A 14,646-nucleotide genomic window follows, 5' to 3' on the forward strand; every position below is an offset into this window, starting at 1 on the left:
TTCAAAGGAAGGGCGATGGCCGCTTTCATGCTGCCCGTATCAGACGCCCGATTCCAGATCCAAGCGCCAGTCATTGCAGTGCATAAAGCTGCCTTTCGGGTATTCAAAATCACATTCACCCATGAAAGCGAAGCCAAGCTTCCGGCAAATCGCATTGGAACCCGGGTTATCCACGGATGGAAAAGCGTGCATATATCGGTGCTTCTTCTGCTGTTTCGCCTGCTCGATCACGGCTGCTGTCGCGGCCGATGCAATGCCCCGCTGCTGAAAGGAAGGCAGGACGCCCCAGCCGATCTCATAGATGGTAGATCCTTGCCAACCACTCTCCCAAAATCCCGCATTGCCTATTGGCACCGGATGATCTGCCAGCCATATGCTATACATGCAGCCGTTCCCGAGGGACTGAACCTCAACATATCGCTTATGGCGCTTCTCAACCTGCTCGTCACTTTCCGGGCCGCCCAGATGTTCCAGCATCTCTGGAACATTCAAACGATAGAGCAGCTCCAAATGCAAATGGTCTCCCGACCAGGGCCTGATCTGTACTTGTGAACCCGCCATATGATTTCCCATGGATGGTTATCCCCCTCAAATATAATAATGGATGAAACCCGGAATAAGAACCTATGTTCCTACTATATATCAAATAAATGGAAGTGTCATGTTTTTTTATGCAAGCTTTACGTTTTGGCCGCTTGTTGGCCCTGGGCGATCAAATCTCAGCCGGCATCCCCGCGAGATCGAATACCCAGTGCCGGGCATAAAGACCTGTTATCCGGATGCGTCCAAGGTCCCGTGTGCTTTGAAGGCAGGATCCCATATAATTGAAGAGAGCGCCTCCTTCATCAGGAACCCGGCTGGTTTTCGGGGAAGGGCTTTTTTTGTTGCATTCATGGTCCACGGTCCATCGGGTAAAAGTCAACAAGCAAGCTTCATACGGGATCAAAGGGATGTCCGGCGTTGAATGGAAGGTGACTATCAAGAGGATGGTGAAGGAAATCAACCATTTATGGAAGGGAGGTGATAACGATGAGTACGATTCACATGCTGGTCGGCATTCCAGGAAGCGGAAAAAGCTTCTATGCCAAAAATTTGTGCAAGCGTGAGGGGGCTGTGGCGGTTTCGACCGACTCCATCCGGGAGCGGCTGTTCGGCAGCGAGTCAAGGCAAAAAAATTCGTATCTGGTGTTTGACGAGGCATTTGCCGAAATAGACCGTCTGCTTGGGGAGGGTCGCAGTGTCGTATTTGACGCAACCAACGTGAGCCGCGACCGCCGCGTAAAGTTTCTGAAGAAATTCAAGGATGTGCCTGTCGAAGGCCATGTGTGCGATACGCCGTATGCGACGGCCAGGCAGCGGGCGGGGACGCGCAAACGCCGGATCGACGAAGCAGTGCTGACGAAATTTGCCAAAAACTTCGAGTTTCCGGTCATGGCCGAAGGGTTCCAAGCGCTGCATATCGTGCACAGCTCAGAGGATGTGAAGCTGGACAGAAACCAATTGGAAAAACTGCTCGCAGAACGTCCAGGTCACGATGAGCTTTTTGCCTATTTAAGTGCCTCCCCGCATTTTTCCGTCATGCTTGGGTACGACCAGGAGAATCCCTATCACTCCAAAACTCTGTCTGAGCACACCTACGCTGTGCTTACCTATATCAATGCGCAGTACGAAGGGGATGACCTGCTGGCGATGCAGTATGCGGCGCTGTTTCACGATGCGGGCAAACCGTTCTGTAAGGTCTGGAAGGAAACCCGCGGCTATTACTCCTATTTCGGCCACGAGCATGTCTCTGCGGCCATTGCCTGTCATGTACTGAAGGAGCTCGGATATGATGAGGCATTTGTGTTGAAGGTTGTGCATATGGTCAGCTTTCATATGGAAATTCTTCACGGGGGAGACGCAGGAGCGTCAAACATTTATCATTTGCTTGGCGGGGATCTGCTGGCCCGGTTGTATTTTTTCGCGGAAGCGGACACGAACGGCAAATAAAGAGGTGGTTTCATGAAAATCAAATATCCGAAAACGATGCATCTTCCCTGGTCACGAGGATACACCGATGATGACAAAATTTTGCGCAGCACGGACCATTTCGTGGGAAAAGAAGTGGTGATCACCGAGAAAATGGACGGCGAGAACACCACGATGTACCCGGATTTCATTCATGCGAGATCGCTGGACAGCAAGGATCATCCGTCCCGGCATTATGTCAAGACGCTGCACGGCGGCATCAGATACTTGATTCCAGAAGGGTATCGTCTCTGCGGGGAAAATGTGTACGCCAAGCATTCGCTCGCTTACGATGCGCTGCCTGGATACTTTATGCTGTTCTCGGTTTGGAATGAGCAGAACCTGTGCCTTTCCTGGGATGAGACGGAAATCTGGGCAGATCGGCTTGGAATACCTACGGTGCCGCTGCTGTACAGAGGCATTTGGGATGAAGAAGCAGCCAAACGGTGCTATACGAAAAAGTCCTGCTGCGGCGGGGAACAGGAAGGGTATGTGGTGAGGCTGGCATCGTCTTTCCCTTACGAGCAGTTCAGGCAAAGCCTGGCCAAATTCGTGCGGAACAATCATGTCCAAACGGATGAGCACTGGCTCAGCAGACCGGTCGAGCCGAACGGACTCCAGCCGTGAAGCTGCTGAAGCAGGGGAGTCCGACAATGTAAGCTGAGGAGCTTTATGTACAGAGTCTAAGCAAGATCTAGAATTCTTTAGTGGATTGCAGTTTAGGAGCTATATTTATTGTTCATAGAAAGATGAAATGGTATGGAAGGTGGTGTTGGTCATGTAATTCTAAAGCAGAAGTACCCACATCGGAGGAGATTGACGAGGTTGAAACTATATTTTTTTAAGCTTTAGCTTTGAATACATAATAGAAGATTTAGAATGAGTAAAAAATGCGAACATTCTATCATGGAGGGAACGGTATGCCGGGATGTACAGGAGTTGCACTGTATCATACGGAACGGATTGGGGCGATGCAGGCTTTTGCCGCCGGGGAGGCTTTTTTCGGGAAGATCGACACGGCTGTAACAGGGACGAGTTACTATGAGCTTTTGGAGTACGGAGATCATGAAGGCGATCACGATCTGGTGGAAACCTCCCCGGAGCAATTACGGGCGAAAATCGGCACTGGAGAGGCTGAAGCCTTCTGGATGTACAGCCAGCAGCGCGGAACTTTGCCATGGGACGCCGCTTTTACTTATCATACGAGCGGATACGGCAGTTTCCCGCATATCGCCGCTTTTTGCGACAGCCCTCCGGAAGACACATATTCCGTTCTTAAAGAATGGCTGCGCCATATGGCAGAACAGTTCACCTTTCCTTATGCAATCATATACGAGGCGAGAAAAATGACGGATGCGATGAGCTACGCCGCAGGGGACAACGGAAAAACCGCATTCCCTTATGAAAAAGCGTTTGCTTTCAACAAGGAGACCCCCGGCTTATACGGCGGACAAGCCCGCTATACCGGCAGCAAGCTGAGAATGGTTTACCAAGCCAATGTACTGAACGGCGAGCATCTCAACATCGGGATTGCGGGGACGAATCTGGAAAACTGGATAAAGAGCAGCCATGATCATGGTATACTTTACCGGGTGGGCGAAGAACGGTGGATGTGGGAAGTCGACCCCGCGAAACTTGAACAGGTGAATCAAATCTGTGGAGAGGCGGGTGCCTTGATCGCCTGGCAGCCCCAGCAGTCGAAGAAACCGCGGCGCAAGCTGCCTTAATCGCATCGATCACACTCATTTACATTTCATCAAGACCCGGAGGATGGTATGTCACGACCTTTATTCCCGCGCTTAAAAGGAAACAGCAGGGGTTGTCTCGCCTTTGAGCCTTTTTTTCTTATTCCATACAGCATGGTGAGCACCTATGCGACGCTGTATATGTACGAGCTTGGCATCGCCGAAACCAGCATCGGCTGGATCACTACGATCGGCCTGATCGTTCAGGTGTTTTCATCGTTTATCAGCGGTTATTTGACCGACCGGATGGGCCGCAAATCGGCCATCCTGTATTTTGACCTGTTCAGCTGGAGTCTGGCCACCATCCTGTGGGCGGTTTCGCACAATGTGTGGTTCTTCCTCACGGCGGCGCTTGTCAACGGGTTTCAGCGCGTGCCGCATACCGCGTTTTACTGCTTGATCGTCGAGGATACGAAGCCCGCTGACCGGACTTACGTCTTTACGCTGCTGCAGATTATCAGCGTGATCGGGGGCCTGTTCGCTCCGCTCGGCGGACTGCTGGTGGATCATTACGGCCTTGTGTCCGGCACGCGCATCATGTACGTGCTTGCGTTCCTGATGATGACGTTTCAGTTCGTGGGGCGGCATCTGTCGACGCGCGAAACCGAAATCGGCCAGAGAAAAATGCGGGAGACCCGCGATCTCGGGCTGAAGGAAAGCCTGATCGATTATGGCGGGGCGATTCGCGACATTATAACGAGCAAGTCGCTCATGCTGATCTTTAGCGTATACATTTTGTTCAACTTCCAGGCCACGATGAAAACGACGTATCTGTCGCTGTACATGGCGGATTATCTGCATGTGGGCAGCGGGCTGATTTCCCTGTTCCCGGCGGTGTCCTCCGTCATTATGCTGCTGACGCTGTGGCTGCTGATGCCAAAAATTCCGGAGCACGCGGCGAACCGCTCGATGATGGCCGGTTTCATGCTGTCGGTCGCTTCAAACGTCATGCTGGTGCTGTGGCCTACGTCCAACCTGGTCTGGATCGGGCTCAGCACGATTTTGGCCGCCGTAGGGCTGATGATCAGTTCGCCCTATTTGGAGGCTGCCGTTCAGAACGCGATCGATGATGACAAACGGGCAAAAGTGTTCTCCATGCTGTCCGTGCTGATCCTGCTGCTTACATCTCCGGCAGGCATTATCGGCGGTTGGGCGTACAAGCTCGATCCGCGGATTCCCGTCTGGCTTGTGGCGGCTGCGTTCGCCGGCGCCGTTCTTCTGATGATGCTGCATCAGCGGCGGGAGAAGAGCCAAGAGACGCAGGCTGCTCTCCGGCAATAAGGCTAACATAACAAAGATCCCCTGCCGTATGTTCGGCAAAGGGATCTTTTTTGAAGAGATCAGAAAGTATAAGTTTCGGAGGCTCCACTTACTGATCTCGCAAGAAAAACTTCCTTTAGACGCGGTCTGTCTTCTTTGAAGGTACGTCGATAGACGTTTTTCTTATTCGTTATGAAAAGCACCTAAGGTGCGGTAATATTCGCAGTCGGTTATTTGGACGATTGTGGCGATACCAAAATTTTGACTTGGCTTTTCTCTTTCAGCAGCGCCTCAAAGCCCTGTTCGACGATCTCGCTTAAAGCAATGCGCTTCGTAACGAGCTTATCGGCCGCGAAATAGCCCTGCTGCATCAGGCTGATTACAGCCGGGAACACGTCCCGGTAACCTATGATGCCGGCGATATTGCGTTCCTGCATGACGATCTGGTTCGGATGGATCGGGGCTTCCCGTTCGAAAATGCTGACAATCATAATTTGACCGCTGATTTTCGTCGATTGAATCGCTTGGTTCAGGACAGCCGGGACACCTGTAACTTCATAGGCAACATCTGCTCCGCCTTCGGTAAGGCGATGGATTTCTTGGACGACGTCCACGTCTGCAGGGTTGAGCGCGATAGCCCCCAGCTCCTGCGCCTTGCTCCGCCGCTCAGGCGATAGTTCCACGGCGTAGATTTCCGCAGCACCCGACGCTTTCAGCGCTTCGATGACAAGCAGGCCGATCGGCCCCGCCCCGAATACGATCGCGCGGTCGCCCACCTTGAAGCGGCTGGAACGGACGGCGTACAGCGCAACTGCCGACGGCTCGACCAAAGCACCCTGCTCGTAGGAGACGCTGTCCGGAATATGATGAACCATATGCTCATCGGCCGCCACGTATTCGGAGAAGCCGCCCCCGCCGCCGGCGAGTCCCAAGAAGCCCATTTTTTCGCAAAGGTTATATTTTCCCTGCTTGCAGGCAGTACAGTGTCCGCAGGCGAACACTGGCTCCACGACGACTCGGTCGCCGGCTTTGAAGCGGGTCACGCCTTCGCCGACTTCCACAACCTGGCCGGAAAATTCATGTCCCATTACGACCGGGGCTTTCTCACCGGTTAATGGATGAGGCGCACCCTCCGGAATGAATATCGGCCCGGCGGCGTATTCATGCAGGTCGCTTCCGCAGATGCCGCACCATTCCACCTTGATTTTGACCTTACCTTGGAGGGCCGAAGGCTCCTCAATCGTTTCCACGCGCAAATCTTTCACGCCATGCCATCTCAATGCTTGCATGAATCCGTCATCTCCCTATCAGGCAGTAAATAATATGGTGAGCGATATATCGAAAAATAGGAAACGTTTCCGATCCATATGATGTCACATTCTATTCTTTGTGTCAAATCATTTTTTAGGGCTATAGCGGGTGTTTTTACCCATGGTGTGAATGGAAGATTTACATGTCTATGTATAGAAATAAGCTGAGGTTATGAGTTGATTGCAGCGACTGGCGGCTAAGCTGAGGCATCGGTATGGCGGGGTATGCTATAATATATACTGAAAAAGAAAAAAATGTCTTCCGGTTAGGAAACGATTCCGAAGTGAGAGGGATTAATTCGCATGTCCAACAAGAAAAAGGTGACCATTGAGGACGTCGCCAAGCAGGCAGGCGTCGGCATCGCTACCGTCTCCAGGGCGCTCAACAACAGCGGGGGAATCAGCGAAAAGACGAAGGCTAGGATCATGCAGGTGATCGATGAAATGGGCTTTGTCCCCAATACGTCGGCCCAAAGCCTCAAAATCCGCCAAACCCACCAGATCGCGCTTGCTGTGCCGGACATCCGCAACGCGATCATTCCGGATATCGCCTGGTCGGTAGAGCAAGCCGCCAAGCAGCATGGATATCGGGTGGTGCAGATTAATACGCTTGGCAACGCCCGTCTGGAGCTGGAGACGCTGCGGGAGATCAAGAAGCTTCATGTGGACGGCCTCGTCCTGATGCCGCTGGCGTATCCCAAACAGCTGGAAAGCCTGATCAACCAGGCCAGCATCCCGGTATCCGTCATCAATTACGGCAAGAAGCTCAGCCCGGATCTACAAGCGGATATCGTTGGGCTCGCCCGCCAGGAAGGTAGGCTGGTCATGGAGCATCTGCTTCAGATCGGACGGGCACGGATTGCTTACGCAGGCGCGCCCAAGGACAAAATTGAAGAACGGTACCTGGCATACGAACAGTCGCTTAGGCATGTCGATGCTTCGCTGGTTTATTTCGGGGAAGATTTTTCGTTTGAGACCGGACGCCAGGCGGCCGATTATTTTTACAGCCTGAAACATATGCCGGACGCGATTTACGCCGTCAACGACATGGTGGCGATCGGGATCGTCAACCGCTTTAAGGAGCTTGGTATCCGGGTACCGCAGGATGTGGCGGTGGTCGGCATCGACAACAACTTGTGGGCGACTGTAACCACTCCGCAAATCAGCTCGGTGTCCATCATGGGCAGCGAAGTCGGCCGGCTGGCGGCAGAGCTGCTGCTGAAGCGGATCCAGTCGCACAATCCGCCGGATTATGAGCGGGTGGAGTTTGAGCCGCGTCTCATCGTAAGGGAATCCAGCGTTTCAATGACGCAGTATTCGAATAAATAACATAAGGAAATGCTTCGGCACACATGGGAAGGGGACAGGATGATGAACGAAGAAATCGGCGCACCGGGTTGGGACGCCATCGACCAGGAGCTTGAAAGATTATACGGCAGTCAGGAGCCAAAGCATTACGGAACGCTCATTTCGTATGCGCTCGGCGGCCAGGATCCGCTCGACGGAATCAGTGCCTACAAAGCGGAATCGCCGATCCCGCATTGGCATTTTGTCACGTACGGCTTCTCGGAATTGTATGAAAAAGAGTCGGAGGACCAAGAGGTCAGCGGATTCGGCTTTGAGCTGACATTCCGGCTGCAGCGGGATGCCGATGAGGAGGAGCCGCCGGCGTGGGCATTGAACCTGCTGCAAAATATGGGCAGGTACGTGTTTGGCAGCGGGAACGTGTTCCGTTCGGGCGATTATCTGGATGCCAACGGGCCGATCTGCCTCGGAGCCGACACGCAGCTGACGGCCTTGGCTTTTGCTGAAGATCCGGAGCTGCCCGCGATCCAGACGCCGAATGGGCAGGTCGAGTTTTTGGAGATGACCGGCATTACGGGAGATGAGCTTGAAGCGATGCAAACCTGGAATACGCTCGGCGTTCTCGGGGCTGCCGAGGAGCATATTCCCTATTACATAACGGATTTAACCCGCGGCTCCCTGCTGCGCATTCCACCCGTCGCGGAGAAAATCCGGCAGGGCGCGGAAGCGGAAGGTTCCAGCACCGGATTTTTGTTTGTAGATCAGCTGGCTTGGGAACCGGGGAAGAGCGGTTGGTTCAGCAAGTCGCCTTCGGTCGTGAAAATGGGAGCCAAGCAGGCCGGAATTATTGCCAAACTGCTGCTAGGCCGGATTTTAAAGGGCCGTTCGCTCACGCTTGTCGGACCGGACACCCGCGTCGTCTTTGAGCCCGGGCAGAAGCCGGAGCTGCAAGCCGAAGGAGGCGAGGTACGAATTGCCCTGGACGATCAAGCCGCTTCTGAGCTGAGCCGTTCGCTGGCACCGAAGGAAAGCGTCGTTCCGCTGCCTTCTGTAAAGGGGGCCGCTATCCAGATCGTGAAGACGCAGATCAAGGACAGCGAAGGCAATGTAGTCAAAGTCATCGGTTAAGCAGACTCCGTCCGCGCGGGGCTTGTTTATAATATTAGAAAGTATAAACTCCAGAGCGATTGCTTCCTAATATTGCAAGAAAAATTACCTTTAGACGCGGTCTGTCTTCTTTGAAAGTACGTCGATAGACGTTTTTCTTATGGCATGGCTTAAGAAATTCGGGAGGGGAAACGATTGAACGCGAGCGTACAGCAGTTTTTGGATGAGGTATGGACCCTGATCAGCGAGATGTATGAGAAAGAAAGCAAGCGCATCCGTGAGATCAAGGAAGTCAGCAGGCTCCAGGCGGGCATCAAGGATTATCTTGGCGTGGTTTGGAGCACCCGCAAAGCCGGCGACGGATACGGCGTAATCAGCATCGACCTGGACCGGCCCTTTGATTGGACCGACTCCTCGTACCGGCTGAATGCCGGGCCTTACATATGCGATATCACCGACGACCTGATTACCGGCGAGTGGCTTCCCGCATTGCGGACACGGCTTTCGGAAGCGATGAGCGCCGGGACTTACGGCCCCAGGTTTTTCGATTACCGCTTCGAGATTGTGCTCGAAATGGAACGTGAAGAGGGATTAAGAACGTTCACCGAAGTTTTGATCGATGAGGACAAGCTCGCGGGTCAGAGGCGGGAGCTCGATGCCTTTATCCAGTCCAAAGTTTTGCGGGATCTGCCGGTACGTCCCAAGGAGTTGGATGAGTTCTTCTTTGCCCGTCATCTGCTCAATCCCGATCTGTTTGAACAGCGAGAGGCACAATTAGAGCCGCTGATTGGGCGGCTGGAGGAGAAGCACCGTTCGAACCCGGACCGGCTGCTTGGGTGGGTCTCTCAATATACTTCAGCCTTTCGGGAATGGGCGGAGGAGCGTTATTTGGTCCGTTATTTTGAGCGGAGCGGGAGCTTCGGCCAAGACTGGAAGCGCAAAGATGCAGCGGACGGGGTGGTTGTGAATGCGGACGAGCTCGACTTTTTCGTCTATGCCGCGCTGAAGGTCGGCCGCCGGGAGCCCGAGCTCCGGGCGCGCTATCTGGAATTAGCCGTCCAGTTGGGTTCGGAGAAGGCGGTCGGCTATATAAAAAACGGCAGCGGGCGCTTCCAGCACAGGTTCGAAGGCACAGCGATCCAGGCAGCGGCCAATGACGTTACGGAAACGATCGACATCCGCCTGCATGCGGAGGAAGAGGCCGCATACCGGGAAGCGCTGACGTATATAACGGGCCTGCTCTCAGAAGGGTTTCCCAAAGAGTACAAACTAAACCTGAGGAGCCCATCAAAGGACAAGCACTATCTGCCGCTGAATAAGCTGGCTAAATCGCAGCTGCACCGTTTTTTTGCCAGCGCGCTGCGGTATCGCGGGCTGCATCCGCTGATTGCTGAGTACGCCGAGACAGCCATGGAGGAATTTGCTTGGTATAAGGATGTGGAACCCGGGGAGAAGTCGGTCATGCCGGGAACCTATGCCGTTCTGGGATTAGGCCTCGTGAGCACGGAATATTTTCCGCTGCTGTGCCGGTACATGGAAATAGTTGATACGGAGCACCAATCCGCTCAGGACGGGTATGCCGAAGCTTTTATCGAAGCACACGGGCTGACCCCCGATCGGATGCCGGTGCTTGTGGCGATTCTGCTTGGAGGAAACGATTCAGCCAAGCCGGTGAAAACCTTCGTTATCGATACACCGGATCTGGCGGACGCTCTGCTGAGTGAGCTGGAGTCCAAAGAGGATTATGAGCGTGAAACGGTGCTGTACCGGATTTTCGGAACACGCGCCAAGCTGGCGCAGTCCGCGAGAAAAGAGACTCCTCCGATGAAAGAAAAGCTGGAGCGGTTGCTGGCATGGTATCCGTGAGTCCAGTCAATACCTTAGAAAGGGGGACGATCATTTGGAATGGACGGAGGCCAGCAAGAGCAAGGAGCTGGAGATGGTCCGGGCGGCGGTGGATCAGCTTGACCCGAACGAGCGGGACGCCCGCGGAAGAACGCCGCTGATGCTTTTTATCACTAACCGGATGCCTGTGGACGGCATTAAGCTGCTGCTCGAGAAAAACGTCGACCTGGAAGCGGAAGACACGCTGGGCGATACGGCGCTCAAAAAAGCAGTGAAGTTCAAGCAGCCGGAGACGGTCAAGCTGCTGATCGCGAATGGCGCTCAGTTGAATTCCCCGCACGGCATCCTGGGGACGGCCTGGCAGGCGGCAAGAAGGGACAAGGTCATGGCCGATTTGCTTGCTGATACGGACGGGGCGGTCCGCCTCACGTTGAACGATGAGGAGCAGAGGATCATCGACGGTATTTTGTATGAGGAGTCGCTGGATGAGGTCACCTGCCGGATCCGCGGGTTGTCCTCGCCGGTGCTGCTTCATGCCGTGGTGGATGGCTACAACTGGGACGATGGGCCCGATCCGATGATCGCTGCCCTGGAAAATCCGGAGTGCGCCGAGATCACAATGCTGGATATGTATGAGCTGCTGGATGCCGATTACTGGCTTGGCATGGATGAAGCCGATGCGGCAGCATCGGAAGAAGGACGGAAATGGCGCTGGCTTGCCGAAAGCCTGAAAAGGAAAGTAGGCGCGAAGCTGATTTGATTTTTGGGGTGGGACCCAGGCTTGAAGAGATTTCGCTGGCACAGAAGGCTAACGATAGGAGGAGAATGATGGACAAGGTAACGGTTCAGGAGCTGGCCGGTTCCGCACGGGACGCTTGGGACGAAGTTCAGCAGCTGTTGGCTGACGGCTGTAATGAATACAGCATCGTATCCCGCGACCCGGGAGCGGCGGATGACACGCTGTACCGTTTACAGGTCAGCACCCGGTCATATTTGGGTACCGTCGCGTATCGGACCGGAGGCATCCTGTTTGACCACGGTTGGATCAGGCTGCTCGGCTCGGGAGGTGCCGGGATCCACGGCAGCCTGACGGATTGGAACGGGCACAAGGACGGCAGCGACCGGACCGCTCTTGAAGGAATGCTCATTGTCGCATACGATGCAGCCGGAGGCTTTTTTGCGCTGGACACGGGGCGCTTCGGGCAAACCGGACATGTATATTATTTTGCGCCCGATACACTGGAGTGGGAATCTACTGAGCTTGCCTATTCCGGTTTTTTGAACTGGCTTGCCGAAGGCGATTTGGGGCTGTTCTATCAGTCGTTCCGCTGGGAAGGCTGGCAAGAAGAAATGAGCCGGCTGGGAGACGGCAAGGTTTTCGCTTATTACCCGCCGCTCTGGGTGCATGAAGGCAGCGGCGAATCGAGCAGCAAGGCACCAGTGCCTGTAACGGAGGCCTGGCAGGCTGCGAGGAGTTCGGGCTGAATTTGTTACTGAACAGGAGGGGTATCCGCCCGCATGGATGCGAAAGCAAAAAAAATATTAACGAATACGTACTGGCAATCGGGAGGCTGGAGACGCGGAAGTTTTATGTTATCGGCTGAGGATTTTGAGTACGCCAAAAGCAAGGGGCTGATGTTCGATCCGCTCACCGTGTCGCATGATGAGCTGATCCGGCGGATAATTCATCTGCATGAGCATAACGTGACGAAGGAGCGGGTGGCTGCTGCGTTTTTGCACAGCCTTTCCACCCGGAAAGTTCATCTGCGCAGCGCTTTATCAAGCTGGACGTTGACCCGCCATTTACCCTCTCATACATTCCGTATGCGTGCCGCCGATATCCCCCGGTACAGTGAGTGCTTTTTCTGCGATGACGGCATGCTGATGTCTCAAGAGGAATATGCCGGCGAGGACCTGAACGTGCTTAATTTCGAACGGATCAAATGGGGAGGCGTCCGCCACAATTGGCTTGTTTACTGCTGGCTGGATCTGTTATGCCTGAGCCGTGAGGAGGATCCGTTCCCGGTGCGGGAAGAAGACGTGGATATGCTGAAGGGGATGATCCACGGGATTGAGGCGTGTGGTGATAAGGATGCCGCCCGGCAACTCGAGAAAAGGTGGAAGGACGTGTTCCCCTCCAATTCGCATGAACGGGACCAGGTCATGGAGATCTGGGGTTACGCAGGCATTTTGGAAACCAAAGATTTTTACCGCAAAGAACGGGGACGGGGCACCGATTTCAATGCCGTTGCCTGCTGGCGCGGGGAAGACGGGTATTCTCGGGAGAAACTGGAGTATTTCTTCGGTCCTTATTTATAGCTGTTTTTACAGTGTTTATACCTTATAAAAAGGAGAGCCGCGGGCTCTCCTCTTAAATTTAGCGGTTATTTTGGATTTCGATCGGTTCTCCGTTCCAGTACGGCTGCTTGATCAAGCTCAATCCACTGGTTAACTTCGTCATATCCCTTCACAACGGCTTGAACGACATGCCGCGGGTACATCCATTGCGGCTTTCCGGACAACTCCAGCTCCCCAGTGTCAGCTAATCCTACTGCTACGGTGTTCGCAAGCGTAATGAGCGTTCCCTGTGGGAAAAAGGCTTCGATGGCGCCCTCGACCCTTTGTCCTACGGGGTGCAGCGACTTCTGGCGCTGCCACAGCTCGCCCGTTGACTTAAGGGAAGCGGACCAAACCTCCTCGAATTCTTCCTGGGTGATAAAAATCAACCCAGCTTCAGATGTATCGATCGGCTGCTCGGCCAGCATAAAATGATAGTCTCCGTCTTTCCGGTTCGAAGCGATGCACTTGCCGTCATCCTCGATGACGAGCTGGCGGTAAGCAACACCCTGCTGGTCAATCTCGAAATACCAGGTGCCCATACCGGGTTCGGGACAATCTTTAATATATTTCATATACCTCTCCTTATCGAATCCATGCCTGGTCATGCAGATTTGAACCGCAATGACGTTTATTTGGTCATCCTTATTTCAGGGGAACCTGCCCGGCCAACCGCTCGAATTGCTCCAGATGCGGGTTCAGCTTTGGCTGAATACTTTGCAAATATTTGAGGCTAGCCTCGTTTATACGCTGTTCTGCCGCCGTATCCGCAGGGAAGATCGAGTAGCTCTTGTGGATCGTGCCGCTGCGGTACTCCGCGCTGAACAGGCTGCCGCTTTTCAACGACGCTTTGAGATGGTCAGCGCTTCCCATGATGACGAGCTGTTCCTGCGGCGATTTGTACGCGAAGTAGAAGTCCGGATCGGCCAGGGCATGAATGACATCATATCCGCTCGTCTGCACGCCGCTGCCGAAAGCACCCGTTTGGATTTCATTCGAGCGGACCGCACCATCTTCCTGGATTACTTTGTGGGTCAGCGTGCCGGTGCCGTTCATCCGGTCCAGCTTCCACTCCCCGTTATATACGACTTTGTGGCTTTCGCCGTCGGCGGCGTACTCGTTGATGTACTTCCCTTTGCCTTCGCGCTGGCCGTTCACGAACTCCCCGGAATATTGTTTGCTGTCGCCCCACTTCATGGTTCCCCGGCCGTTAGGCTTGCCACCGCTGACTTCACCGTAATAGGTGGTTGTATCCGAAATTTGCAGCCATTCTTTGGCCGGCGCTGCTTGTACCGAAGGAGAGATGGGCCAGATAGCCGCAGTTGACAGTGCAGCGCTCAGGACAAGAGATACGGAAAGATTTTTAAGTTTGATCAAATCAATACATCCTTTCAACAAGCTATTCTATGATTGCTCACGATTTATTGGTAATGCATGGACAACGTTACGTGAGAAACGTTTTATTAGATGTTAGCCCTTAAGGTTCTTCGCATGGATTAGACCGCATATTTAAACGTGCAGGCATCGCGCACATAAAATTCGTTACCGATTTTCACGATGTAATCGGTGATTTGAACGATCTTCCCGCTGCCGATCATCTCCTGGCCCAAAAAAACGGCAACAGGCGTCTGCTCAATCATCGCGGTATGGAAGTGAATCGGGGAAGTCAGCGGCTGCATAAATCTTCTGCTTTTCATTGCATTTCACCTCTTCCTGTCATTTTACCAAAT

15 protein-coding genes are annotated in these 14,646 nt (G+C 53.7%); 10 read left to right on the plus strand and 5 right to left on the minus strand.

The window, feature by feature from the left end:
* Positions 1-39: 39 nt before the first annotated feature.
* Complete coding sequence (locus ABIE48_RS10690; RefSeq protein WP_260869209.1) at positions 40-573, minus strand: GNAT family N-acetyltransferase; 534 nt, start codon at positions 571-573, stop codon at positions 40-42.
* A 456-nt stretch (positions 574-1,029) separates the two neighbouring features.
* Here ABIE48_RS10690 and ABIE48_RS10695 point away from each other — a divergent pair, with 456 nt between their 5' ends.
* The 4 genes from ABIE48_RS10695 (at position 1,030) to ABIE48_RS10710 (ending at position 5,033) form a co-directional block, all read left to right on the plus strand.
* Positions 1,030-1,989 (plus strand): AAA family ATPase, encoded by a 960-nt coding sequence (locus tag ABIE48_RS10695; RefSeq protein WP_192714593.1) that lies wholly within the window; start codon positions 1,030-1,032, stop codon positions 1,987-1,989.
* A gap of 12 nt (positions 1,990-2,001) precedes the next feature.
* Positions 2,002-2,634, plus strand: coding sequence for an RNA ligase family protein (locus ABIE48_RS10700; protein WP_105443449.1), 633 nt, complete (start codon positions 2,002-2,004; stop codon positions 2,632-2,634).
* A 293-nt stretch (positions 2,635-2,927) separates the two neighbouring features.
* Complete coding sequence (locus ABIE48_RS10705) at positions 2,928-3,734, plus strand: hypothetical protein (protein ID WP_145021226.1); 807 nt, start codon at positions 2,928-2,930, stop codon at positions 3,732-3,734.
* A 48-nt stretch (positions 3,735-3,782) separates the two neighbouring features.
* Entirely contained in the window at positions 3,783-5,033 is a 1,251-nt protein-coding gene (locus tag ABIE48_RS10710; protein ID WP_192714592.1) for an MFS transporter, read from the plus strand.
* A 209-nt stretch (positions 5,034-5,242) separates the two neighbouring features.
* Here ABIE48_RS10710 and ABIE48_RS10715 read toward each other — a convergent pair whose 3' ends face one another.
* The gene (locus ABIE48_RS10715; RefSeq protein WP_145021220.1) at positions 5,243-6,301 is read right to left on the minus strand and encodes a 2,3-butanediol dehydrogenase; all 1,059 of its coding nucleotides are present in this window, start codon (positions 6,299-6,301) and stop codon (positions 5,243-5,245) included.
* 324 nt (positions 6,302-6,625) lie between these two features.
* Between ABIE48_RS10715 and ABIE48_RS10720 the strand changes: the two genes are divergently transcribed.
* From ABIE48_RS10720 to ABIE48_RS10745, 6 genes are all read left to right on the plus strand, one after another.
* Positions 6,626-7,651 carry a LacI family DNA-binding transcriptional regulator gene (locus ABIE48_RS10720; RefSeq protein WP_145021216.1) on the plus strand — a complete coding sequence of 342 codons (1,026 nt, stop codon included), beginning with the start codon at positions 6,626-6,628 and terminating at the stop codon, positions 7,649-7,651.
* Positions 7,652-7,693: 42 nt separating this feature from the next.
* Complete coding sequence (locus ABIE48_RS10725) at positions 7,694-8,755, plus strand: suppressor of fused domain protein (protein ID WP_145021213.1); 1,062 nt, start codon at positions 7,694-7,696, stop codon at positions 8,753-8,755.
* 174 nt (positions 8,756-8,929) lie between these two features.
* Positions 8,930-10,600, plus strand: coding sequence for a DUF6138 family protein (locus tag ABIE48_RS10730; protein WP_192714591.1), 1,671 nt, complete (start codon positions 8,930-8,932; stop codon positions 10,598-10,600).
* 34 nt (positions 10,601-10,634) lie between these two features.
* Positions 10,635-11,339 (plus strand): DUF4274 domain-containing protein, encoded by a 705-nt coding sequence (locus ABIE48_RS10735; RefSeq protein WP_192714590.1) that lies wholly within the window; start codon positions 10,635-10,637, stop codon positions 11,337-11,339.
* 68 nt (positions 11,340-11,407) lie between these two features.
* Positions 11,408-12,064: a DUF2625 family protein gene (locus ABIE48_RS10740; RefSeq protein WP_192714589.1), complete on the plus strand. Its 657-nt coding sequence runs from the start codon at positions 11,408-11,410 to the stop codon at positions 12,062-12,064.
* Between the two features lie 33 nt (positions 12,065-12,097).
* Complete coding sequence (locus ABIE48_RS10745; RefSeq protein WP_145021202.1) at positions 12,098-12,898, plus strand: hypothetical protein; 801 nt, start codon at positions 12,098-12,100, stop codon at positions 12,896-12,898.
* 65 nt (positions 12,899-12,963) lie between these two features.
* On the opposite strand, the gene ABIE48_RS10750 is transcribed toward ABIE48_RS10745, so the two are convergent.
* The 3 genes from ABIE48_RS10750 to ABIE48_RS10760 all read right to left on the minus strand — a co-directional run bounded on the left by ABIE48_RS10750 (position 12,964) and on the right by ABIE48_RS10760 (position 14,613).
* Positions 12,964-13,491, minus strand: a complete 528-nt coding sequence (locus ABIE48_RS10750) for a hypothetical protein (RefSeq protein ID WP_145021199.1) — start codon at positions 13,489-13,491, stop codon at positions 12,964-12,966.
* Between the two features lie 70 nt (positions 13,492-13,561).
* Positions 13,562-14,293, minus strand: coding sequence for an MORN repeat-containing protein (locus ABIE48_RS10755; RefSeq protein WP_145021197.1), 732 nt, complete (start codon positions 14,291-14,293; stop codon positions 13,562-13,564).
* A 119-nt stretch (positions 14,294-14,412) separates the two neighbouring features.
* Entirely contained in the window at positions 14,413-14,613 is a 201-nt protein-coding gene (locus ABIE48_RS10760) for a hypothetical protein (protein ID WP_234489624.1), read from the minus strand.
* Positions 14,614-14,646: the final 33 nt, after the last annotated feature.

The sequence above is a fragment of the Paenibacillus sp. OAE614 genome, assembly GCF_040546645.1.
Classification (GTDB): Bacteria; Bacillota; Bacilli; order Paenibacillales; family Paenibacillaceae; genus Paenibacillus_AQ; species Paenibacillus_AQ favisporus.

Excerpts from the sequence above, each read along its gene's own strand:
- ABIE48_RS10690 (WP_260869209.1), bottom strand. The coding sequence starts at position 573 with ATGGGAAATCATATGGCGGGTTCACAAGTACAGATCAGGCCCTGGTCG.
- ABIE48_RS10695 (WP_192714593.1), top strand. The coding sequence starts at position 1,030 with ATGAGTACGATTCACATGCTGGTCGGCATTCCAGGAAGCGGAAAAAGC.
- ABIE48_RS10700 (WP_105443449.1), top strand. The coding sequence starts at position 2,002 with ATGAAAATCAAATATCCGAAAACGATGCATCTTCCCTGGTCACGAGGA.
- ABIE48_RS10705 (WP_145021226.1), top strand. The coding sequence starts at position 2,928 with ATGCCGGGATGTACAGGAGTTGCACTGTATCATACGGAACGGATTGGG.
- ABIE48_RS10710 (WP_192714592.1), top strand. The coding sequence starts at position 3,783 with ATGTCACGACCTTTATTCCCGCGCTTAAAAGGAAACAGCAGGGGTTGT.
- ABIE48_RS10715 (WP_145021220.1), bottom strand. The coding sequence starts at position 6,301 with ATGCAAGCATTGAGATGGCATGGCGTGAAAGATTTGCGCGTGGAAACG.
- ABIE48_RS10720 (WP_145021216.1), top strand. The coding sequence starts at position 6,626 with ATGTCCAACAAGAAAAAGGTGACCATTGAGGACGTCGCCAAGCAGGCA.
- ABIE48_RS10725 (WP_145021213.1), top strand. The coding sequence starts at position 7,694 with ATGAACGAAGAAATCGGCGCACCGGGTTGGGACGCCATCGACCAGGAG.
- ABIE48_RS10740 (WP_192714589.1), top strand. The coding sequence starts at position 11,408 with ATGGACAAGGTAACGGTTCAGGAGCTGGCCGGTTCCGCACGGGACGCT.
- ABIE48_RS10745 (WP_145021202.1), top strand. The coding sequence starts at position 12,098 with ATGGATGCGAAAGCAAAAAAAATATTAACGAATACGTACTGGCAATCG.
- ABIE48_RS10750 (WP_145021199.1), bottom strand. The coding sequence starts at position 13,491 with ATGAAATATATTAAAGATTGTCCCGAACCCGGTATGGGCACCTGGTAT.
- ABIE48_RS10760 (WP_234489624.1), bottom strand. The coding sequence starts at position 14,613 with ATGAAAAGCAGAAGATTTATGCAGCCGCTGACTTCCCCGATTCACTTC.